Source organism: Leptospira bouyouniensis, from assembly GCF_004769525.1.
Lineage (GTDB): Bacteria > Spirochaetota > Leptospiria > Leptospirales > Leptospiraceae > Leptospira_A > Leptospira_A bouyouniensis.
In genome coordinates, this window is sequence record NZ_RQFT01000015.1 from 153088 (window position 1) to 175264 (window position 22177).

Consider the following 22177-nt stretch of genomic DNA (forward strand, 5'->3'; position numbering starts at 1 on the left):
ATTTGATCACAATCGTTTCACACGATGCAGGCGGTGCAGAGATACTTTCCAATTATGTTCTGCAAAACAAAAATGATTATCAGTTTGTTTTAGATGGCCCCGCTGTTTCCATATTTTCGAAGTTACTTGGGGAGATAAATATTAAGTCCTTAAAAGAGACGATTGGGAATACATCCTTATATCTAACGGGAACTAGTTGGCAGAGTGAAATTGAAAAATTAACGATCTTAACTGCAAAAAATAATCATATCAGAGTGGTTAGTTTTATTGATCACTGGGTAAACTATAAGGAACGATTTATTTACAAAGACCAGTTGGTTTTGCCTGATGAAATTTGGGTGGGCGATGAGGATGCCTTAGAATTGGCAAAATCCATTTTCCCTCCAGAAATTGTAAAACTGAAATCAAATCCCTATTTCGAATCTTTAAAATCATACTTTAGAAATTGGAAATCGAAAAATCTTTCTGATGATAGATTCAATATTTTATTTATTTGCGAAAATATTAGTGATCATGCCAAAAAATCCTTCAATGACGAAAGGTATTGGGGTTACACTGAAACCGATGCAATCGAATATTTTTTTCAAAATTTAGAGAAACTAAACATTAAATCGGGTAAATATACCTTTAGGCCACATCCTTCTGATGAAAAAGGAAAGTATGATTGGGTTAAAGATAAGTACCGTGAATACCCGATTCAAATTTCGAATAAGATTCCTCTATTTGAACAAATTGCAAATTCGGATTTGGTAGTTGGTTGCGAAAGTATGGCTCTCATTGTTGCCTCATTGGCTAATAAAAGGGTTGTTAGTTGTATTCCTCCAGAAGGGAAAAAACTAGGCTTACCTCAAAGTAAAATCATCGAATTAAGAAGCCTATAATATGGAGACTTTTTTTTAAATGGAAAATAATATAGTTTGGCTCAATCATAAAGTAACTCCAGAGGATCGAGCAAATATCAAAAACCAAAAACCATGTATGCTCTGGTTAACAGGCCTTAGTGGTTCTGGTAAGTCAACTATTGCAAATGCATTGGAAAGTTATTTAAATCAATATGGTTTTCATACAGTTCTCCTTGATGGTGATAACTTAAGATTCGGTTTGAATAAGGACCTTGGTTTTTCACCAGAAGATAGATCAGAGAATATTCGTAGAATTGGAGAAGTGGGGAAACTCTTTGTAGAAGCTGGAGTGATTGTCATTGCGTCTTTAATTTCACCCTTTTTAAAAGATCGAAAAATGGTTAGAGATTTATTTTCTGAAAATGAGTTTATTGAAGTGTATATTTCAACTCCATTGGGAGTCTGTGAGAGTCGAGATCCAAAAGGCTTGTATAAAAAGGCGAGAATTGGTGAAATTCCAAATTTTACAGGAATTGGATCCCCTTATGAGGAACCAGTCAATCCTGAAATCAAAATTGATACTAACATTTACGATGTTCCAAGTAGTATCGAAATGATCGTTAGTGAGTTAAAAGCAAAGGCAATTCTTCCTTCAAAAGGAAAGTGATTCTGTTTTATGTTGCAAAAAATATTTAGAATTTTGGCTAACATCTCCTATTGGAGAATCAAACCGCTTCGTTTTAACTTACGATTGGATATTGATAACGAAGCAAGTTTAAATTTAAACCAATCGAGTCATCTTCCTTGTCCTCTTTATGTTTCAAAAGGTGCCATACTACAAGTCGGAGAAAATTTTCGCATTGCAAAGGATGGAATCATAACCGTTAGAGATGTTGGTAGTAAGATTACGATCAATGATCATGTAAGTATTGGTGCCAATTGTTCACTCGCGGTTTCGTCTGGATTTCATCTAAACATTGGAAAAGGTACTTCTATACATTCAAATGCTATTTTCTCAGGTGCGATAAACATTGGAGAAGATTGTTTATTTGGACCTAGTGTAACTTTACTTAGCACAACTCATAATATCGATGGAAGGCAAAAAATCAGAGAATTAGATGCTATTTATTATAAAGAACATGGACATTCTAAAAATGGTCCAATCGAAATCGGTGACGATTGTTGGCTTGGAGTAAATTCCGTAATTTTACCAGGTGTTAAATTAGGGAAAGGATGTGTTGTCGGTGCTAATAGTGTTGTGACTAAGAATTTCCCAGACTATTCGATTGTTGGTGGGGTTCCAGCAAAGTTATTAAAGAAAAGAATTTAATCTAACTGAGGTTCATATGTTATTACAAGATCAAGTTTCTGTTCAAGCAAAAGCAAAGTTTAAATTGTATCCTACCTCACTCGTAGGTTGGTTCTATTACTTTCGGTATCGAATTTATTGTCTAAAGTCTTCCTATCTTAGAAGTATCAGGAGGGCAAAAGAACAATTCAATTATTTCCTATTTAAAGGGCATGTGAATCTTGGAGATTTTTCTTATGATCCAAGTTTAGGAAAACCAAGAGGCAAATCAATTGATGAAAAATATTTTAGTTTTGGATATCAGTTAGATTTTAAAGACTTACCTCCTAATTTACTCGAATACATTAAAAATTTAGAAACCATAATAGAACATTATTTTGGATGTGAGGCTCTCGTATCCAAACCAAATTTGTGGAGGAATTTTCATATAGATGAACAACATTATGGTAAAGATATTTTTTCCGAATGTTTTCATCAAGATTTAGTAAGAGATCATTTGAATATGCAGTTATTTATCTTATTGCATGATACAAATGAAGAATTAGGTCCATTTGAATTCCTCCCATATGAAGAACAATCGAATCATTTTGATTATTATCGAAAAAGAAATAGAATCAAACCTAAGGCAAACTCCATTGCTTTAGTTGGAAAACGAGGTGATGCTCTATTAATTTCAACAGGTTATGTTGTCCATAAGGCTGGTAATCCGATGCCTGGAAAACATCGAGATATGTTGAGTTTGGCTTTTTTCCCGAAGTACACTGGTATCGGAGAACCATTTTCTAATTTATAATTATGTTACTAACTTATCATGATTTAATCAAAAAAATTGCTAATTATGACAGGTGTCATGCAGGACCAGAAATGGAAGCTGCATACGACGAAGTTATAAAATTTTATCCAGGTGCGCGGAAAATCCAATACCCATGTGGAGAGAAAATTTTTCATTGGGAATTACCACCTTACTGGAGTTGTGAAGTAGCCGAATTAATTGACCCAAATGGAAAACTGATTGCCTCCAAAAAACAATCGAATCTATCGGTCTTTAGTTATTCACCATCCTTTTCTGGGAAAATAGACTTAGAGGATTTACGCTCTCATCTCTTTACCAACCCAAAAAAACCGAAATCCATTCCATTTCATTTTAGAAACCAATACCGACATAGAAATCCAGAATGGGGATTTTGTATTCCTCATGAAATTTATGAAAATTTGATTCCAGGTGAATACACCGTTAACATCCAGTCTAACTTGGATTATAATGGTAAAATGACACAAGTTGACTTTCTAAAAGAAGGTAAAAGTAAAAAGGAAATTATTTTTGTAGGTCATTTTGACCACCCAGACCAAATCAATGATGGTTTATCTGGCTGTATTGCTGCTTTTGAAGTGATCAATCGATTAAAAAATCGGGAAACCAAATACAGTTATAGAGCATTTGCGAGTGTTGAAATTGTTGGTTCTGTTGCTTACTTAAATAAAGAACCAGGATTTGCTGAGAATATTAAGGCTGGAACCTTTCTTGCTCTATGTGGAATCAACGAACAATTGATCTACCAAACTAGTTTTTACCATCAAAATATTTTGGACCGAGCATATGCCAATGTAATCAATACTCGAGGTAATAAAGAAGTAATCTTTTCACATCGCGAAAAAATAGGGAATGATGAGAATGTATTTGATTCGGTTGGTTATGAGATTCCGATGGGAACTTTTTTGCGATGGCCATTCGAAAATTATCACACAAGTGATGATAATTTTCAGAATTATTCAAAGGAAGCCATCGAAGAATTAATAGAACGAACTTTACAGGTGGTGGATATCCTCGAAAATGATTGTATCCCTGTAGCTAATTTCAAAGGGATTCCTTCTCTCGCAAGCCCTGAAATTGATCTCTATTTATCTCCTACCAATATTTCTCAAACAAGAAACACAACTGCAATTGAAAAGTTCGGTGATAAACTATCGAAGGAAGATTGTGAATACATCCAAGGTGAAACTGATTTATTGTATCACTTTATGAGAATTACTCTTAGGATGATTGATGGAAAAAATTCCGTATTAGATATTTGTGAAGAAACTAAAATGCCATTTGGTTTTGCTTTTTGGTATATAAAACAATTAGAAACAAAGGGATTAGTTTCTTTAAAGGAAGTTGAACATTTATGATTTTTGTTACAGGAATGTTTCGTTCGGGAACTACTTTTGTTGCTCGTCTGTTAAACCAATCGGATGAAATATCTTTTGCATCAGATCCATTTTTCGCTGTATTGAAAGACTTTCGGAATACTCTTTCAAATGAGTCTGCCCACAAGGTGGATCCACATGCTCCTCTTGAAGATTATTATTTTGATGAGAGTAAGTATAATTTTTTTAGAACAATACAAAATACTCGTTTGGGTGATGTGAAAATTCCTAACTTAAAGTATTTGAAAGAGTTTACGGAAGCTTCTTCGTTTCCATATTCTGAATTGTTATCCAAACAAATTCATAAAATAAGTGCTGATAACTATGGGGACTTTTTAAAACAAGGGGAACAAATATTACGCGAGGTATATGGCAACAAAAGATTGTCTGGATTTAAAGAAGTATGGGCAAATGAATTTGCGCCTCATATCATCAATGTATTTCCGAATACTTCAAAGGTTATTCATATCATTCGTGATCCAAGAGCGATTTTAGTATCAAATTTTTATTCGGAAGGACGTTACGCAATTCTATTTTTGGCTCGCCAGTGGAGAAAACTTGTTACACTTGCTTACCATTATACAAAATCAAATCAAAACAATATGATCATAAAGTATGAAGATTTGATTTTAAATCCGAAAGAGACCATTCAAGGGATTTGCAATTTTGTAGGTATTAATTTTGATGAAAAATTGCTGAGTACAGAAGAGATCACAGATGGTGGAAATAAAAAATGGACTCAAAATTCAACCTTTCAGGAAAATGCATCTACAGGATTCAATCAATCTTCTGTGAATCGATGGAAGGATAAAATCAAAAATTCAGATCGATTGGCAATTGAATTTCTCTGTTATCCTGAAATGAAATTACTTGGTTATTCTGATTTCTTAGATGAATCTTATAAAGATATTTCATCTACCTACTTAATCGATGAAAAAGATAAATTGGCTAAATGGATTTTGCCATATTCTGAATTAAATATTCCAATAGAATTCGAAAAAGAAAAGAACAGGCTTGGATTGTTATCAAAGAATGTTACTGAGAAAGAAAAGGAATTAAATTTTCTTATCCCTTCTTTTTATGAGGAATTAAAAACAATTTAATCTGAATGAAATATTGTCTTACTTGTTTACAGCCTAACACAAGGGTTAATGAACAATTTTCCGAAGATGGGAAGTGTTCTTCTTGTATTAACTTCGAATTGACGAGGAATGTTAATTACCTTGAGAGGTTTGATTTATTAAAGGAGATCATTGCCAAATATCCGAGGAAAAAGGGATCTCATTTTGACTGTATCATCGGTGTAAGTGGTGGGAAGGATAGTACACGACAAGCCATTTGGGTTCGCGATAAATTGAAATTAAATCCATTACTCGTATGTTTGAGTTATCCACCTGAACAAGTGAGTGAGCTCGGAGTTAAAAATATTTCGAATCTAATTCATTTGGGGTTTGATGTTTTATTTTCTGGTCCAGCTCCTGGAACGTGGAAAAAATTGATGAGGCATGCTTTTCTTACTTTTAGCAATTGGGCTAAATCGACAGAGATGGCATTGTATAGTTCGGTTCCTAAAACTGCAATCGCTTATAAAATTCCTTTGATCTTTATTGGTGAGAACCAAAGTTTGAGGGATCGCAAAACAATTGATCCAGAAAAACCTTGGGAATATAATAATCTGATTTCGATGAATACTCTAGGTGGTGGTGATTTAACTTGGATGAGGGATGCTGGTATTTCTGATGTAGAACTCATTTCATATGGTTTTCCTGATAAATCAGAAGTGAATGCTGCTGGTTTAAATGTTATTGATTTAGGTTGGTTCATTGATAACTGGGATAACTTAGGAAATGCGATGTTCTCTACATCTTATGGAATTCACATTCGTGAAGATAAAGCTGAGAATACTGGAGATCCACTCGGTGTAAGCGCATTAGATGAAGATTGGGTAACGTTAAACCAAATGATTAAATTTCTGAAATTTGGATTTGGAAAAGTAACGGACTATATGAATGAAGATATTCGAGCGGGTAGGATATCTAGAGAAAAGGCAATTGAAATCGTTGAAAAATATGATGGAGCCTGTTCTGATCAATACATTGAAAGTTTTTGCCAGTACATAGAAATATCGGTTACCCAATTTTGGGAAGTTGTTCATAAATCTGTTAACAAATCATTATTTGAAATCACTCCTGATAAAAAGATTTTAAAAAAATTCAAAGTAGGGTTTGGACTCTGAAACGAATTAAGATAGCGATTCTGGATTACGAAGTTGGCAATCATGCATCCGTAAAAGCATGTTTGGATAAATTGGGTTTTATTGTTCAAATCACTTCGGACGTATCGGAAATTAAGGTTTGTGATTTACTGATTATGCCTGGCGTCGGAGCATTTCCTGTTGCAATACAATCACTTGCAAAAAAAAATCTAAACAATTTTTTGAAAGAATGGGTTCTGGATGGAAGGCCGTTGTTTGGAATATGTTTAGGTATGCAATTGTTTGCAAATTCATCTACAGAAATTGCATTTCATGAAGGACTTGGATTTATCCAAGGGAATGTAACTCAATTGTCCAATCATAATGATTTTCATATAGGATGGAACCAACTGAGTATTCGTGAGGCGAATTCCTTTTTATCGGAATTTGATGGATTGGATTTTTATTTTAATCATTCTTTTGCTTATGATAATAATAGTGATGTTTCACTCGCATCTACGAAGTATGTACGCGAGTTTCCCTCAATCGTAAAACACGGGCAAGTAATTGGAGTCCAATTTCATCCAGAAAAGAGCCAGAATGTGGGAAAAGAATTTTTTTCCAAAATTGTTAAGGAACTAGTCAATGGCTTTTAAGAAAAGACTGGTAGCTTCCATTCTAGTAAAAGATGGAATTGCAGTTCAATCGTTTGGTTATAACGAATATTTACCCCTAGGCAATCCAGTAATCCTTGCAGAAAACCTAGATCGTTGGGGAGTTGATGAGATTGTCATCCTATCGATTGATAGTACAAAAAAAGGAATTGATCCGGATCTTCATCTGTTAAGTGAAATTTCAAAACGAGTGAATACTCCGATTGCCTATGGAGGCGGAATTAAGAATTTAAAAAATGTTCTAGATGTGATTCATTCAGGTGCAGATCGGATCATTATTGATCAATTGTACTTTCAGAATCCTTCTCAAATTAAGATGGTTTCAGAATCCATTGGATCCCAAGCGGTTATTCTTTCCATGCCCTGTTCTATTTCCAATGGGAAAATCTCTCATTATAATTATATTTCAAAAAAATCGGAAGTTGTGGATTTCCATTCTCTACCATTTATGAAAGAGTATATTGCTTCCGAATTTCTTCTCATCGATCATTTACATGAAGGGAAACCCAATTCCTTTTCCGAAGAAATGGTAAAATATTTTCCGAATGAAATTTCCCTAATCTGCTTTGGTGGGATTTCAAACTCACAACAAGTGGAAAGATTGTTCCAAAATCAGAATGTCGTTGGGGTATGTATTGGTAATTTTTTGAATTACAAAGAACATTATTTCCAAAACATCAAATTGGAACTTTCAAGTAGTTTATTAAGAAATCCAGTTTTTGAGTCTTATTAGTTTTAAATCAACATTAGTACAATTCACTTAAAATCCAATTCTATTATTTGAAACATGAAATTTAATTCTTCTGAATTTAAAATCTGCAAAAGATGTCTTTATACGACCTACCATCCGCTTGGTTTAGTCATCGATGAAAATGGAATTTGTTCTGGTTGTAAAATCCATGAAGAAAAAGACCAAATTGATTGGGGATTCAAGAAACAAAAATTAGAAAAGTTTGTGCAAGATTATCGTAGTAAATCTGGAAAAAACTATGACTGCATTGTCCCAGTCACAGGCGCACATGACTCTTACTATATTTTACATTTAGTAAAAAACGTATTAAAACTAAATCCATTATGTGTATCTTATAATAAGTATTATAATACGGAAGTTGGGATTCGAAATTTAGCAAATCTAAGAATTAAATTTAATGTTGATATCTTCATTCAAAATGTAAATCCTAATTCAGTTAAGAAGATTACTCGGCACACTCTCGCTCAATATGGTTCTATATATTGGCACTGTTTGGCTGGCCAGACAGTTTTTCCCGTACAAACTTCGGTGAAATACAAAATTCCTCTCATCATTTGGGGGGCACACCAAGGTATGGAACAAGTTGGGATGTTTTCCCATAACCATGAAGTGGAGATGACACGAAGGTACAGGAAAGATCATGATTTGTTTGGTGTAGAAGCGGAAGACCTTTGTGACCATTCTGGAAGTTTGGCGGAAGAGGACGTTTGGCAGTATTTGTATCCTACTGATTTTGATTTGCATGTGACTGGAACAAGGGGAATTTATTTGGGAAATTTTTTCCGTTGGGACCCAATGGCACAACATGAAGAAATGATAAAATTGTATGATTATAAATCGGCAATATTAAACCGAACACCCGATGTGTATGACTATATAGACTGCTTTAATTATTCAAACTTACACGATTGGATTAAGTTAAAAAAAACTGGGTATTCGAAAGTTACAGATCATGTAACTAGAGAAATACGGCACAAACGAATTACGAGAGAACAGGCAATATCTGTTGTTAAACATTTTGAATTCAAAGAACCGATGTATCAAAAAGAATTTTTGGACTGGTTACATTTGGATCTACGTTCTTTCCAATTCATAATTGAACAACACCAACATCCATACTTTTGGAAAGAGGTTGAATATAGGAATTATCAATTTGTAGGGCCCTCTACTTATTTTGAAGAAAACAGTGAAAAAGAAAATAGATTGGTTTGGCCGACCACATCAAATGAGTATAAAAAGAAAAACAATCATTACGTTACGATTGGAAAGGGATATCCTGATTTATGAAACCAATTGCATTAATACATATTGATGCCCTAAGGCGAGAGTATTCTTCGGTATGGCTTCTATCAAAGTATTTGGAGAAAAATGGTTTTAAAGTCATTATGACTTCGAGATCAAGCACCAATTATATTTTAAAACTATTTACTCCAGACCTTCTAATCCTTTCTCATCCCTTTACATTGCCGAATGATTTTTTAAATAAACTTCGTAGAAAAGGAACCAAAATTGTCATAACAGAAGTGGAAGGTATTGTGAGAGTGGATCATGATATATCGGCAACTTACCCTGAATATGTTCAATTTAAAAATTTTGATATAATTTATGTTTGGAACCAGTGGAGTAAGGATTGGTTACTAAAAAAACGTTCCATCGGTTCCTGTAAAATTGAAGTTTCCGGATGTATCAGGAATGATTTGATCAAATATATCGATTCTTCACGAAAGGAAAATCGAATTGGAATCATCGGTAGATATGAATTGATCAATTCATTTGATGGGCGTCATAATTTTGAAAACCTTCGGTATATGGAACAACGACACATTGAACGTTGGCATGTTGATTTAGATTCCTTTTTAATCGTGAGGGATTTAACAAAATATTTATTAAACAATGGTTACAAGGTATCTTTTCGCCCACATCCAAATGAAAACGTAAAATCATATCAAATCCTGAAGAATTTTTTTGGAGATGGATTTGAAATCAATGAAGGATTTGACTACTATGAATGGTTGGGATCTTTAGATAAGGTAGTTGGAACTGTATCCTCTGCCTTTCTAGAGCCTTATTTAGCAGGAATTCCAACAATTTGTATTGACTCTTTGTTTGATTATAAAGGGCCACCAAATTTAGAAGAATGGCGTAAATTAACCAGAGAAGGAAGTTACCTTCCCAAAAATACGAAGGAACTTTATTCTTTATGCTTAGACAAGGATTTAAAGCCAAAATCATCTAAAAAATTGAACCAGTATCTTTTGGATTTATATTCGATTGATGATGCAGGGAAATCAAATGCAACAGAATCGGTTGTCAAACACATGGTAACGAATCTGCAAGGTATAACTAAGAGTAGTATATTTAAAATTTTCTATGTTAATACAATCAAAGTGATTTTGGAAATTCTCGTTTTGATACGATGTTTACTCCAAAATTCTGGGGCTTGGTCCATGCAGAATCTTAGGCAGTATGATTATAATTCTTTGATTCATGGACCTAGTGGCTTTATGATATTCTATTACAGAAAAATATTTGGCAAATGAAATGATCATAGATAAAAAGATTTCAAAATATATAGTTTTTTGTGAAGATTCGATTCGAAATTCATTAAAAAAAATCGAATCAAATAAAGCTAAGACTGTATTTGCGGTAACAGAAGATAATCGTATTTTAGGTGTATTAACCGATGGCGATTTTCGAAGGTGGATACTTGATGACTCAATTCAAGACCATGACTTGAGTTTGAAAGTAGAATCAATCATCAATCGAAATTTTAAATACTTACATGTGAATGAAAGCCCAGACCGAATCCGCCAGTCATTAAGCCAAACAATTTCAATCCTTCCTCTCATTGATGATCATTTTAAATTACAATCTGTAGCACGAATTGGTTCAGAAGAGATATCAATTGGTGACTTTGTTTTAGATGAATCTAGTCCATCTTTCATCATTGCTGAAATTGGAAATAACCATAACGGTGATTTTGAGCTAGCGAAAAAACTCGTTGATTTGGCTAAAAAATCGGGAGCAGATTGTGCAAAATTCCAGATGAGAGATTTGTTATCTCTATATAATAACCAAGGAAATGTGAATGATGCATCTGAAGACTTGGGATCCCAATATACTCTTGATTTATTAAATAAATTCCAATTATCGAATGAAGAACTTTTTAAGTTATTCGATTATTGTAAAGAATTGGAAATCCTTCCACTTTGTACTCCTTGGGACGAAAAAAGTTTTAACGCCTTGGAAGAATATGGAATGGAGGCTTATAAAATAGCATCTGCAGATTTTACGAATCATGAATTTATAAAATTAGTAGCTACTTCAGGAAAACCTTTGATTTGTTCCACAGGTATGACAAATGAATCTGAAATTGTAAATACAGTAAAAGTTTTGCAAGAAGTAGGAGCTCAGTATATTTTACTCCATTGTAATTCAACTTACCCTGCACCATTTAAGGATATCAACCTATCATACCTAAAAAGACTAAAAGATATTGGGAATTGCCTTGTCGGTTATTCTGGTCATGAAAGGGGATACCATATACCTCTCGCATCCATTGCTTTAGGAGCCAAGGTAATTGAAAAACATTTCACTGTGGACAAAACTATGGAAGGGAATGATCATAAGGTTAGTTTACTTCCAGATGAATTCAAAGAGATGGTCATTGGAATTCGACAAGTGGAAGATTCCCTTGGAGAGGCTCGGAATCGAATCATCACACAAGGTGAATTGATGAACCGAGAAACTCTCGGAAAAAGTTTGGTTTGTAACCAAGAGATTCTGGTGGGTGAAGTCATCCTTTCCAATATGATTACTACAAGGAGTCCTGGGAAAGGACTTGCTCCTTATTTCAAAAAAGATCTGATTGGTAAAGTAGCGAAACGTAATTTTTCGAAGGGTGATTTTTTCTTTCCGTCTGATCTAAGCGAAACTGCTATCGAAATCAAAAACAACTATTCCTTCACTCGCCCTTGGGGTTTGCCAGTTAGGTTTCACGATATTAATTCTATGGTTAAATTATCGAGTATGAAACTCGTTGAATTCCATTTGAGTTATAAAGATTTAGAATTAAACATCAGTGATTTTTTAAGTGGAACTTATGGTGTCGATTTTGTTGTTCACACTCCTGAGTTATTTGAAGGTGATCATCTGCTAGATCTTTGTTCGAACGATGAAAGTTATCGCCAACAGTCTATAAAACACATGCAACGTGTGATTGATGTAACCAAATCTTTAAAAGTGTTTTTCCCAAAGATGCAATCAAATCCTCTCATTGTTACAAATGTTGGTGGATTTTCAAATGATTATTTTTTGCCAAATTCCGATAAAACAAAGTTATATGAGAATTATTTCCAATCGTTAAAAGAGTTAAATTTGGATGGAGTAGAAATCATACCACAGACGATGCCACCTTTTCCTTGGCATTTTGGTGGTCAAAGGTATCATAACCTGTTCATGTCGTTTGAGGATATCCAATATTATTGTGAAAAGTATAAAATTCGAGTTTGTTTGGATATTTCACATTCAAAATTAGCGTGTAACCAATTCCATTGGTCTTTCACTGATTTTATAGAAAAGATTTCTCCTTACATTGCTCATATGCATGTTGTGGATGCTTCAGGAGTGGATGGAGAAGGATTACAAATTGGCGAAGGAGAGATTGATTTTTTTCAATTGGCTCGATTGCTCCGAGAATCTTCACCAAAAGCATCTTTTATTCCAGAAATTTGGCAAGGCCACAAAAACCAAGGTGAAGGTTTTTGGGTCGCTTTAAGTAGATTAGAAAAATTTAATTTTTAATATAAGGGTAAATATGGATTTCAAAGTTAAGTGGTCTGGTAAATCAATCGATTATACGGAAGAGGAAATCAATGCAGTTGTGAACGTGATGAGAACGGCAGATCCTCAAACACAAGGAAAGTATTTGAATGAATTTGAAAGTGCATTCTCAAGATACATTGGCGGACAACCTTGTTTTGGTGTGACGAATGCTACACATGCATTGGAATTAATTGCTGATTTAACAGGGGTTAAAAAAGGTGATGAAGTTATCATTCCTTCTCACACTTATTGTGCTTCTGCAATTCCTTTTGGAAGGACTGGAGCAAAATTAGTTTGGGCAGATGTAGATCCAGATACTTTTTTAGTTTCGTTAGATAGTATTAAATCTTTAGTGAATGAAAGAACAAAAGTAATCGTTGTGGTTCACCTTTATGGAATGATTATTCCAAATATTGAAGAAATAGTCAATTTTGCTAAATCAAAGAACATTTTGGTAGTGGAAGATTGTGCGCAGTCTTTAGGTGCAAAATTGAATTCGAAAGTGTGTGGAACCTTTGGTGATTACGGAGCTTATAGTTTCCACGGTCAAAAGAATATTACGACACTCGGGGAAGGTGGAGTCATCACTTTAAAAGATGAATCACAAGCAAAAAAAATCCCTGGCATACGCCATAATGGTCATGCACCATTTTTAAATAAAATTGAATATTGGATTCCCGCTATGTCCAATGTTGATTTGGATATTGATGGGATTTGGCCTCACAATTTTAGTTTAACGGAAGCACAAGCAGCCCTTGGAACGGTTTTACTTGGCCGACTCGATACACTCACGAACAATCGAAGAGAAAGAGCAAAAAAATTCCGAGAATCGCTGGTCGATTTTCCTGAGTTAAAATTCCAAAAGATTACAAATGAAAATTCGCATAGCCATCATTTACTGGTAGCCAAGTTCCAAGGGAAAGAATCAGGAAAGTCAAGAGATGCATTTTTGTCTTTGTTAAGTAAAAAATATAAAGTACAGGCGATCGTACAATATTATCCACTCAACCGATACGATTTGTTTAAAAAAATGGGTTTTGGAGAAGCAAACTGTCCAAATGCAGATTCCTTTTTTGATAATATGGTATCCTTTCCATTCCATATCACAATGTCTGAATCTGATTTTGACTATATGATCGATTCGATTCAAAAAGCCTTAATCGAATTAAGAGGATAAATTGAACCTAGCAATTATACCAGCAAGAGGTGGCAGTAAAGGTCTTCCAGGAAAAAACATACGTTTGTTAAATGGAAAACCATTAATCGTTTGGTCCATTGAAGCTGCAAAAAAAGCGAAACTGTTGGATCGAGTTTTGGTTTCCACTGATAGTGAGGAGATTGCAAAAGTCGCAGAAACAAATGGTTGTGAAGTGCTAATGCGTAGTCCAGAACTTGCATCTGATGAAGCGACAACAATCTCCGTGATTGAAGACATCTCGAAAAAAATTCCGGAAGCCAAAAATTTTATCGTTTTACAGCCAACATCTCCCTTTAGAAAAAAAAACTTAATCGATGATTGTATTGCCGCTTATTTATCAGGTGATTATACAAATTTGGCGACTGGTTTTTGGTGTAAGTATAAAGAATTTGGTTCACACAATAATTTGAGACGACAAGACTATAAAGGTTTTTTCTACGATGATGGCAGTGTTTACGTTTTGTCTAAAGCAATCGTATCTCAAGGAAAATGGTTCGGAGAAAAAATTTATCGATTTGAGAATTCAAAAGAACAAAATTTTGAGATAGATGATGAAATTGATTTTAAAATCTTAGAAATGTTAATGAAAGAGTATAGCGAGGCATAATGTCAAATTTTAGAATATTTAAACAAGTTCCACGTTTGTTATTTGGTGAAAATAGCATCAATCGTTTAGCAGAATTAGTACCTGCTAAAAAAGATCCAAAGGATTATTACGTCTTTATTATTGATGATGTACATAAAGATTCGAATATTGTTTCTCGGTTGAATCTTACAAATGCAGATTTCATTGAATATTTTCCTGCTAGTAAAAAAGAACCTGCTACTTACCAAGTTGATGAAATTAAAGAACGGATCATGAAAGAAAAGGGGAATCAAAAACCAATTTCGATCATTGGAATTGGTGGTGGTAGTTCGATGGATGTTGCCAAAGCAATTTCTGTTGTATTATGCAACGAAGGTTCTTCTAGTTTGTACCAAGGTTGGGACTTAGTTCCGAATCCTGGTATCCATAAAATCGGGATTCCAACGGTTGCAGGTTCCGGTGCAGAAGCAAGTCGTACTGCCGTACTCATGGGGAAAGATCGTAAGTTTGGGATTAACAGTGATTTTAGTATGTTTGATGCGATTATTTTGGATAGAACTCTCATCAAAAATGTGCCAACTAATCAAAGATTCCATTCTGGGATGGATTGTTATATCCATTGTGTTGAAAGTTTACAAGGAACGATGATCAATGAACTGGCAAGAGGGTATGCGAGTAAAGCTTTGGATTTATGCGAACTAGTGTTTCTTGCTGACGGTGATGACGATATGTTGATGACCGCTTCCTATTTAGGTGGGGTTTCCATTGTCAATTCTGAAGTAGGAGTATGTCACGCTTTGTCGTATGGTCTAAGTTTAGAGCTTGGGTATCGACATGGATATGCCAATTGCATTGCCTTTGATGTTTTAGAAGAATACTACGGACCTTATGTCGAAAAATTCAGGAAGATGTTAAAAAAACATAATATTGTTTTACCAAAAGGAGTTACAAAATCTTTGGATTCTGCTGCATTAAATCGTATGGTCGAGATGACCTTGAGAATGGAACGACCACTTACCAATGCGTTAGGTGAAAACTGGAAACAGATTTTAACTCCAGATAAAATTTTACAACTCTACGCTAGAATGTAATTTAGATGAGCTGTTATCTTTGCGGTTCCACCCATTTTCAAAAACTACCGGGAAAGGTAAGGGATAATGATAGTCTAAACATTTTTGAATGTGATGACTGTCATTTGGTTTATCTCTCAGGCCAAGAACACGTTTCTGAAGAACATTATAAAAATTCAGGTATGCATGGTAATGCCCTACCTTCCATACAAGAATGGCTTACTGATACTCAAGTTGATGATGAAAGAAGGTTTGAGTTTTTAAAGAATACCATTCGAGGGAAAGATGTTTTAGACTTTGGTTGTGGTAATGGTGGTTTTTTAATTAAAGCAAAGGGAGTTTCATCTAACTGTTATGGTGTTGAATTAGAGAGAAGATTACAGGACCATTTCACATCCAATAGTTTGAAAGTGTATTCGGATTTGGAGAATGCTTTACAATCAGGACAAAAGTTTGATGTCATTACTTCGTTTCATGTTTTGGAACATTTAAGTGATCCAAGTGATATCATGGTAAAGTTGGCTCTTTTATTGAAGCCAAATGGAAAAATGATTTTTGAAATTCCAAGTGCAACGGATGTATTGTTACGTTTGTATGAGTCAAAAGAGTTCTCTGAGTTTACCTATTGGAGTCAACATTTGTATTTATTTAATGCAAATAATCTTGTTAAATTAGTTGATAAAGCAGGTTTAAAAATTCATTGGATTAAACAAGTGCAAAGGTATCCATTGTCCAATCATTTGTTTTGGTTATCTAAAGGAAAACCTGGTGGTCATATCCATTGGAGTGTTTTAAATTCCGAAGAATTAAATCGGGCATATGAAGCGAGTTTGGCATCTATTGGGATGTGTGATACTCTTTTGTTTTCAGTTTATCGTTAATTGAACTATCATTTAATAACAACAGCTTTAGAATCCACTTGGCCTAAAGAAGGAACGAATGTCCTTTTTTTAGGGGAGTGGTGTAAACTCCATTCGAAAAAGGATTTTTGGTCTAACTACAATTCGATCACTTTACCCTATCACTGGGATGAAAATGGTAAACTCTACAAGGATTACCAATCATTAAAGGTGGTTTATGAGAAGTTATTAATCGAATTAACAACTCATTTGAATTTGATCCATGGAGAAAACCAAACAGTCGCTTATTGGAGGATCATTATAGGCCCTTGGTTAGGTTATTTCCTCCATATGCTTTGGGATCGGTATGAATCTCTCAGGATAGCCTTTACCAATTATCCAATCACATCTGTAACTCTTGTATCCATCGATGAGGAAAGTTTGGTTCCCAATGATATGAATGATTTTTATCGGTTTTTTGTATCTGATCTTTGGAACCAAAATTTATACCAAAACATCATCAGTTTTTCGCATTCAAACAAAACCATAAAGAAAGAGGAATCCTTTGTTTTTCCAAAGAAAAATCTAAATGGTAATAAAGTTTCTCCAAAAGAAGTGATAAAACAATTTATTTACTGGATTTTTGGGTCCAATGCAAAGTGCGATTCGTATTTTTTGATTTCAGATTATCTGGGTATCAAATATTCTTTTCTCCTTCAGTTAAAACTGGGACAATTTCCAAAACGTTTTATGGAAGAAGATATCCCTGAATTTGAAACCAATCAGGAGCTCCGTAAGAAATTGGCAATTGATTTAGGAGAGTCTAGTTTCGAGAAAATTGTTTCGAAACTGATTCCTAAACAAATCCCAAGATCATATATAGAAGGTTACAAGAGTTTAAAAGATCACCCATCAGTGAAACGTTGGCCACTCCAACCTAAAATCATCTTCACAAGCAATAGCCATATTGGTTATGACCTATTTAAAATTTGGATGGCTCGTAAACAACAGAATGGATCTCAGTTGATTCTTTCGCAACATGGAGGGCATTATGGGATTGGTAAGTTTTCATTTCATGAAGACCATGAAGTAACAACATCGAATCGATACTTAACTTGGGGTTGGAAGGACCGCCAACATAAAAATGTTACCCCTTCTGTTTGTGTTAAATATGGGAATCAGAAAAAAATCAAATGGGATCGAGATGGTGACTTATTATTAGTCCAAAATTCTATGCCTAGGTATTCCTATTGGTTGTACAGTTCTTCTCAATCATCACAAGTATTAGCTTATCTAAACGATCAATTTTCTTTTTATAGAACATTAAACTCAGAGATCCAAGTCAAAAGTAATGTAAAGTTGTATCCACAAGATTATGGATGGGAACATGAACGTAGGTGGAGAGAATCATTTCCGAAAATTCAGATTTTAGACCGAAAAAGCAATATGAAACAAATTCTAAAAACGACTAGGTTGTTTATTTCTACCTATAACGCCACAACGTTTTTGGAATCGATGAGTTTAGACATTCCAACACTGATCTTTTGGAATCCACGTCATTGGGAAATCAGAGAAGATGCAAAACCATACTTTGATTTACTTAAAGAAGTGGGAATTTTTTTTGAGACTTCTTTGGAATGTGCGAATGAAGTGAATCATATTTGGAATGATGTAGAAACTTGGTGGTATGACAAAAAAAGGCAATCGAGAGTGACAAAGTTTCTAAACCAATATGCAAAAAAATCGAATGACTTTATCACCGAACTTAGCAAATCGATTGAGGTGAGTTCTTTTGTTTCCCATTGAATCGGTTGCCTTTGATTCAGAAGTTGATTTTATTCAGGGGATTTGTGGTCTAATTTCGAAGATAGCAAAGAAAAATATCGAGCATTCTGGAGTGTTTCGTTTTGTGTTAACGGGCGGAAATACGATCAAAAAAATTTACGAAACATTGGTAAATGAGAGGATCGATTGGAATCGTTGTGAATTTTTTTTCGGTGATGAACGTTATGTAGATAAAGAGAGTGAAGAACTCAATTTTAATCTAGCCAATGATTATTTTTTTTCTAAAATTAAATATGATCCAAAAAAAGTGTTTAAATTCAACACAGATTTAGATTTAAAAAATTCGGCACTGGATTACGAAAATCAAATTTTGAATACACCAACATTTGATTTGGTCCTTTTTGGACTTGGGGATGATGGGCACATTGCCAGTTTATTTCCAGGTAAACAATCTGATATTGAAATGTTTGGGAATTCGGTTGCCATTGTGAAAAATGCACCCAAAAAACCGTCGAATCGAATCACACTCACCTTAGAAAGGTTAAACGAAGCAAAAACTCAATTGATATTCACCCAAGTGAAAGGAAAAGAGAAAATTGTGAATTCTATCATGGACCAGACGGTGGGATATCCGATAGCGGAATTAAATCCGAAAGAATCGTTGCAATTATTTTATTTAAGATAATGAGAATGAATCATTTAAAAGAGAAATAAAAAGGAATCTAGACATGCCTAACATTGATAGCGCAAAGAAATTTTCAAAAGAGTTTTTAGCAGAAATTCAGAAATCAATAAACGAATTGGATATTGATTCGATTGCTAAGGTAGCTGTATTGTTATATGAAGCGAAAGAAAAAGGAAAAAACATATTTTTCTTTGGTAATGGTGGTAGTCATGGGATTGCATCACATCTGGCTTGCGATTTTGGTAAAGGCACAAAAATCAATGGGAAGGCTGGCCAAAAGTTCTACCGAGTGTATGGTTTAGACAATCCAGCTTGGTTGACGGCTCAAGCAAACGACGGGAAGGAACCCTTTACGGAAGGAAAGTACCCTGGTGAATACAATCACGGTTATGATGGTGTGTTTGTCGGACAAATGGAAAATTTTATTGGTGAGGGTGACATTGCGTTTGGAATCTCTAGTAGTGGGAATAGCCAAAATGTTATCAACGGATTACTTTTTGCAAAAGAAAAAGGTTGTAAGACAATCGCAATGGTTGGGTTTGATGGGGGCAAAGCGTTAAAGATTGCCGATGAAGTTTTGTTTGTTCCTACAGAAAAAGGTAAATATGGAGTTGTCGAAGGAGTTCATGAAGTGATCCACCATTTGTTATATGAATATGCGATCCTGTTGGAAAAATCTGTATGACTTCCATTAAAGAGAAATTAAAAACTGGCATACCTACAATTGGAACTTGGATGCAAATTCCAAATTCCAATATAGCTGAAATTTTAGCTTCGAATGGATATGATTGGGTCACCCTTGACTTGGAACACGGTGCATTTAGTTTAAATCTTCTTCCTGATATTATAAGAGCCATTGAAATGAGAGGATCTGTTCCTTTCATTCGTGTTGCTGAAAATCATCCAAAAGATATCAAGCAAGCGTTAGATGCAGGGGCAAAAGGAATTATTGTTCCTATGGTTGAAACAGTTGAACAAACACGAGATTTTTTGAAATGGAGTAGTTATCCTCCGATGGGCACTAGGGGTGTTGGTTTTTCGAATGCAAATTTATTTGGAAAACATTTTGAAACTTATTCTAAATCCATTAATTCTGAGTTAGTGCGAGTCATTCAAATTGAGAATATTCGTGCTTTGGACCAAATAGAATCTATTTTTTCAGTGGAAGGAATTGATGCTGCAATGATTGGGCCTTATGACCTATCTGGATCGATGAATCTAACAGGACAATTTACACATCCAGAGTTTTTGGCCGTGATCCAAAAGTTTCAGAAAGCAGCTGAAAAGGCCAAACTACCACTGGGGATTCACATCATCAATCCAGATGAAGAACAATTAAAATCTGAAATCAAAAATGGTAAAACCTTCATTGCTTATTCAACCGATGCAGTGATGTTAAATCATAAATCGAATCTAAATTGGGAAAAATTAATCATATGAAAATAGTTGCTGTATTACCAGCTAGGATGGCATCTTCTCGGTTTCCGAATAAACCCTTAGCAAAAATTGTTGGATTAGAAATGATTGAACATGTCAGAAGGCGTACCTTGTTATCAAAGTCCGTTCATGAAGTTGTAGTCGCAACTTGTGACGAAATCATTAAAGATACAGTAGAAGCTTATGGTGGAAAGGCTGTGATGACTTCTGATTTACATAGAGGTTGTATCGATCGTGTTGCTGAAGCTTCACAAATTGTGGATGGGGATTTGATTTTGGTCATCCAAGGAGATGAACCATTGATTTTGCCTAAAATGATTGATGATTTAGTTAATCCTATGTTACATGATGAAAGTATATATTGTACGAACTTAGTGACCAAGATAATTGATGAGGAAGAGTTTCTAAGTCCGAATGCTCCAAAGGTTGTGGTCGATAAAAACTGGGACCTATTATATGCATCTAGGGAACCAATTCCATCTGTGAAAAAAGCCCCGAACTCTGATTTTTTAAAATTAAAACAATTGGGTTTAATTGGATTTCGAAAATCCTTTTTGGATGTGTTTGCAAAATTACCGGCCACTCCTTATGAACTCATTGAATCAGTGGATATCAATAGAGCCATTGAACATGGGTATAAAGTTCGAATGGTTTTAACAGAAGGACAGATGATAGGTGTGGATGTACCTGGTGATGTCGGACGTGTAGAGAAAGTATTCGAATCTGATGAAATACTAAAGGAGTATTTAAAGTAAATGAAGCAATACAGGGTAGGTATTGCCGGTTACGGTGTTGTTGGAAGGCGTAGGCATCAATTCATCAACCAAAATTCTCTCTTAAATGTAGTTTCCGTTTGTGATGTGACCATGGCAGAAGGAAAATTAGAGAGGGAAGATGTAAGGGTTTATACCGATTATCAAAAAATGATAAGAGAAGAAAAATTAGACATTCTCTTTGTATGCCTTACGAATGATGTTGCAGCTCATGCAACCATACTTGGACTAAAAAACGGATGCCATGTTTTTTGTGAAAAACCTCCAGGTAGAAATTTACAAGAAGTTAGTGAAGTTATAAAAACTGAAAAGTTAAACCCTAATTTAAAACTAAAATATGGCTTTAATCACCGTTACCATGATTCCGTCCGAGAAGCTTTAAAAATTGTAAAGTCTGGTGAATATGGAAAAATCATCAATATCCGAGGGGTATATGGTAAATCGACAATTGTTAGTGTAGAGAACGGTTGGCGAGCTAATCGTGAAATTGCAGGTGGTGGAATTTTACTCGACCAAGGGATCCATATGGTGGATCTAATCCGTTTATTTGCAGGCGAGATTGACGAAATTAAAAGTTATGTTTCCAATAGTTATTGGAATTTGGAAGTAGAAGACAATGCTTTTGCGCTCATGAAATCAAACTCAGGAGTAATCATTCAATTCCAATCAACTGCAACGGAATGGAGACATCGATTTAATTTACAAATCAATCTAGAAAAAGGTACACTTGTTTTATCAGGAATCCTTTCTGGATCGAAATCCTATGGCCAAGAAACACTTACCATTTTCCCACAAGATATCCAATCAGGTGGAAATCCAAAAACTGAAACGGTAAATTATTTAGAAGATAACTCGTGGCGCGATGAAATCAATGAATTTGCTAAATGTGTAAATGAATATATACCCGTACAAACAGGTTCAAGTTCAGATGCATATGAGACATTAAAATTAGTGTATCGAATATATTTTGAAGATGCTGAATGGCGAAATAAATATAACATTAAAGTCGAGTAATAAAAGAAT

Annotated in this window: 22 protein-coding genes; all 22 read left to right on the forward strand. The window is 34.6% G+C overall.

The genetic code is table 11. From position 1 onward, the window contains the following. Positions 1-2 precede the first annotated feature (2 nt). The 22 genes from EHQ43_RS18295 to EHQ43_RS18400 are packed head-to-tail and all read left to right on the forward strand — an operon-like array spanning position 3 to position 22168. Positions 3-881 carry a hypothetical protein gene (locus EHQ43_RS18295; protein WP_135771965.1) on the forward strand — a complete coding sequence of 293 codons (879 nt, stop codon included), beginning with the start codon at positions 3-5 and terminating at the stop codon, positions 879-881. Positions 882-900: 19 nt separating this feature from the next. Then, on the forward strand, positions 901-1509 hold the full coding sequence (cysC, locus tag EHQ43_RS18300) for an adenylyl-sulfate kinase (protein WP_135754318.1): 609 nt from the start codon (positions 901-903) through the stop codon (positions 1507-1509). Between the two features lie 9 nt (positions 1510-1518). Further along, on the forward strand, positions 1519-2172 hold the full coding sequence (locus EHQ43_RS19835) for an acyltransferase (RefSeq protein WP_135754317.1): 654 nt from the start codon (positions 1519-1521) through the stop codon (positions 2170-2172). A gap of 16 nt (positions 2173-2188) precedes the next feature. Continuing rightward, entirely contained in the window at positions 2189-2944 is a 756-nt protein-coding gene (locus EHQ43_RS18310) for a phytanoyl-CoA dioxygenase family protein (protein WP_135754316.1), read from the forward strand. A 2-nt stretch (positions 2945-2946) separates the two neighbouring features. Beyond that, entirely contained in the window at positions 2947-4320 is a 1374-nt protein-coding gene (locus EHQ43_RS18315; RefSeq protein WP_135771966.1) for a DUF4910 domain-containing protein, read from the forward strand. Next, positions 4317-5441 (forward strand): sulfotransferase family protein, encoded by a 1125-nt coding sequence (locus EHQ43_RS18320; protein WP_135771967.1) that lies wholly within the window; start codon positions 4317-4319, stop codon positions 5439-5441. The genes EHQ43_RS18315 and EHQ43_RS18320 overlap by 4 nt, the downstream gene beginning before the upstream one ends. Positions 5442-5446: 5 nt before the next feature. Beyond that, positions 5447-6574 (forward strand): N-acetyl sugar amidotransferase, encoded by a 1128-nt coding sequence (locus EHQ43_RS18325; RefSeq protein ID WP_135754313.1) that lies wholly within the window; start codon positions 5447-5449, stop codon positions 6572-6574. A 20-nt stretch (positions 6575-6594) separates the two neighbouring features. Beyond that, positions 6595-7188 (forward strand): imidazole glycerol phosphate synthase subunit HisH, encoded by a 594-nt coding sequence (gene hisH, locus EHQ43_RS18330; RefSeq protein WP_279631089.1) that lies wholly within the window; start codon positions 6595-6597, stop codon positions 7186-7188. Then, positions 7178-7939, forward strand: coding sequence for a HisA/HisF-related TIM barrel protein (locus EHQ43_RS18335; protein WP_135771969.1), 762 nt, complete (start codon positions 7178-7180; stop codon positions 7937-7939). Before hisH ends, EHQ43_RS18335 begins: the two co-directional genes overlap by 11 nt. A 54-nt stretch (positions 7940-7993) precedes the next feature. Beyond that, positions 7994-9244: an N-acetyl sugar amidotransferase gene (locus tag EHQ43_RS18340; protein ID WP_135771970.1), complete on the forward strand. Its 1251-nt coding sequence runs from the start codon at positions 7994-7996 to the stop codon at positions 9242-9244. Beyond that, a complete protein-coding gene (locus tag EHQ43_RS18345) occupies positions 9241-10497 on the forward strand; it encodes a glycosyltransferase family protein (RefSeq protein WP_135771971.1) in 1257 nt (418 codons plus the stop codon). Before EHQ43_RS18340 ends, EHQ43_RS18345 begins: the two co-directional genes overlap by 4 nt. A 1-nt stretch (position 10498) precedes the next feature. Next, a complete protein-coding gene (locus tag EHQ43_RS18350; protein WP_135771972.1) occupies positions 10499-12760 on the forward strand; it encodes an N-acetylneuraminate synthase family protein in 2262 nt (753 codons plus the stop codon). Positions 12761-12773: 13 nt separating this feature from the next. Beyond that, on the forward strand, positions 12774-13958 hold the full coding sequence (locus EHQ43_RS18355; RefSeq protein WP_135754307.1) for a DegT/DnrJ/EryC1/StrS aminotransferase family protein: 1185 nt from the start codon (positions 12774-12776) through the stop codon (positions 13956-13958). A 1-nt stretch (position 13959) separates the two neighbouring features. After that, entirely contained in the window at positions 13960-14586 is a 627-nt protein-coding gene (locus EHQ43_RS18360) for an acylneuraminate cytidylyltransferase family protein (RefSeq protein WP_135754306.1), read from the forward strand. Further along, positions 14586-15656, forward strand: coding sequence for an iron-containing alcohol dehydrogenase family protein (locus tag EHQ43_RS18365; RefSeq protein WP_135754305.1), 1071 nt, complete (start codon positions 14586-14588; stop codon positions 15654-15656). Before EHQ43_RS18360 ends, EHQ43_RS18365 begins: the two co-directional genes overlap by 1 nt. Before the next feature lie 5 nt (positions 15657-15661). Then, complete coding sequence (locus EHQ43_RS18370) at positions 15662-16516, forward strand: class I SAM-dependent methyltransferase (RefSeq protein ID WP_135754304.1); 855 nt, start codon at positions 15662-15664, stop codon at positions 16514-16516. Further along, positions 16517-18280, forward strand: coding sequence for an LIC12162 family transferase (locus tag EHQ43_RS18375; protein WP_135771973.1), 1764 nt, complete (start codon positions 16517-16519; stop codon positions 18278-18280). It begins immediately after the preceding gene. Beyond that, on the forward strand, positions 18267-18944 hold the full coding sequence (pgl, locus tag EHQ43_RS18380; protein ID WP_135771974.1) for a 6-phosphogluconolactonase: 678 nt from the start codon (positions 18267-18269) through the stop codon (positions 18942-18944). Before EHQ43_RS18375 ends, pgl begins: the two co-directional genes overlap by 14 nt. Before the next feature lie 43 nt (positions 18945-18987). Further along, positions 18988-19629, forward strand: coding sequence for an SIS domain-containing protein (locus EHQ43_RS18385; protein WP_135754301.1), 642 nt, complete (start codon positions 18988-18990; stop codon positions 19627-19629). After that, positions 19626-20384: an HpcH/HpaI aldolase family protein gene (locus EHQ43_RS18390; protein WP_135771975.1), complete on the forward strand. Its 759-nt coding sequence runs from the start codon at positions 19626-19628 to the stop codon at positions 20382-20384. The genes EHQ43_RS18385 and EHQ43_RS18390 overlap by 4 nt, the downstream gene beginning before the upstream one ends. Beyond that, positions 20381-21136, forward strand: a complete 756-nt coding sequence (locus EHQ43_RS18395; RefSeq protein ID WP_135754299.1) for a 3-deoxy-manno-octulosonate cytidylyltransferase — start codon at positions 20381-20383, stop codon at positions 21134-21136. Before EHQ43_RS18390 ends, EHQ43_RS18395 begins: the two co-directional genes overlap by 4 nt. Beyond that, complete coding sequence (locus EHQ43_RS18400; protein WP_135771976.1) at positions 21137-22168, forward strand: Gfo/Idh/MocA family protein; 1032 nt, start codon at positions 21137-21139, stop codon at positions 22166-22168. The last annotated feature ends 9 nt before the right edge of the window (positions 22169-22177 follow it).

What these genes read in the sequence shown, in the direction of transcription:
- EHQ43_RS18340 (WP_135771970.1), top strand. Translation starts at nt 7,994, where the DNA reads ATGAAATTTAATTCTTCTGAATTTAAAATCTGCAAAAGATGTCTTTAT.
- EHQ43_RS18385 (WP_135754301.1), top strand. Translation starts at nt 18,988, where the DNA reads ATGCCTAACATTGATAGCGCAAAGAAATTTTCAAAAGAGTTTTTAGCA.
- EHQ43_RS18395 (WP_135754299.1), top strand. Translation starts at nt 20,381, where the DNA reads ATGAAAATAGTTGCTGTATTACCAGCTAGGATGGCATCTTCTCGGTTT.
- EHQ43_RS18370 (WP_135754304.1), top strand. Translation starts at nt 15,662, where the DNA reads ATGAGCTGTTATCTTTGCGGTTCCACCCATTTTCAAAAACTACCGGGA.
- EHQ43_RS18310 (WP_135754316.1), top strand. Translation starts at nt 2,189, where the DNA reads ATGTTATTACAAGATCAAGTTTCTGTTCAAGCAAAAGCAAAGTTTAAA.
- EHQ43_RS18350 (WP_135771972.1), top strand. Translation starts at nt 10,499, where the DNA reads ATGATCATAGATAAAAAGATTTCAAAATATATAGTTTTTTGTGAAGAT.
- EHQ43_RS18325 (WP_135754313.1), top strand. Translation starts at nt 5,447, where the DNA reads ATGAAATATTGTCTTACTTGTTTACAGCCTAACACAAGGGTTAATGAA.
- EHQ43_RS19835 (WP_135754317.1), top strand. Translation starts at nt 1,519, where the DNA reads ATGTTGCAAAAAATATTTAGAATTTTGGCTAACATCTCCTATTGGAGA.
- EHQ43_RS18315 (WP_135771966.1), top strand. Translation starts at nt 2,947, where the DNA reads ATGTTACTAACTTATCATGATTTAATCAAAAAAATTGCTAATTATGAC.
- EHQ43_RS18320 (WP_135771967.1), top strand. Translation starts at nt 4,317, where the DNA reads ATGATTTTTGTTACAGGAATGTTTCGTTCGGGAACTACTTTTGTTGCT.
- EHQ43_RS18365 (WP_135754305.1), top strand. Translation starts at nt 14,586, where the DNA reads ATGTCAAATTTTAGAATATTTAAACAAGTTCCACGTTTGTTATTTGGT.
- EHQ43_RS18390 (WP_135771975.1), top strand. Translation starts at nt 19,626, where the DNA reads ATGACTTCCATTAAAGAGAAATTAAAAACTGGCATACCTACAATTGGA.
- EHQ43_RS18345 (WP_135771971.1), top strand. Translation starts at nt 9,241, where the DNA reads ATGAAACCAATTGCATTAATACATATTGATGCCCTAAGGCGAGAGTAT.
- EHQ43_RS18355 (WP_135754307.1), top strand. Translation starts at nt 12,774, where the DNA reads ATGGATTTCAAAGTTAAGTGGTCTGGTAAATCAATCGATTATACGGAA.
- EHQ43_RS18400 (WP_135771976.1), top strand. Translation starts at nt 21,137, where the DNA reads ATGAAGCAATACAGGGTAGGTATTGCCGGTTACGGTGTTGTTGGAAGG.
- cysC (WP_135754318.1), top strand. Translation starts at nt 901, where the DNA reads ATGGAAAATAATATAGTTTGGCTCAATCATAAAGTAACTCCAGAGGAT.
- EHQ43_RS18335 (WP_135771969.1), top strand. Translation starts at nt 7,178, where the DNA reads ATGGCTTTTAAGAAAAGACTGGTAGCTTCCATTCTAGTAAAAGATGGA.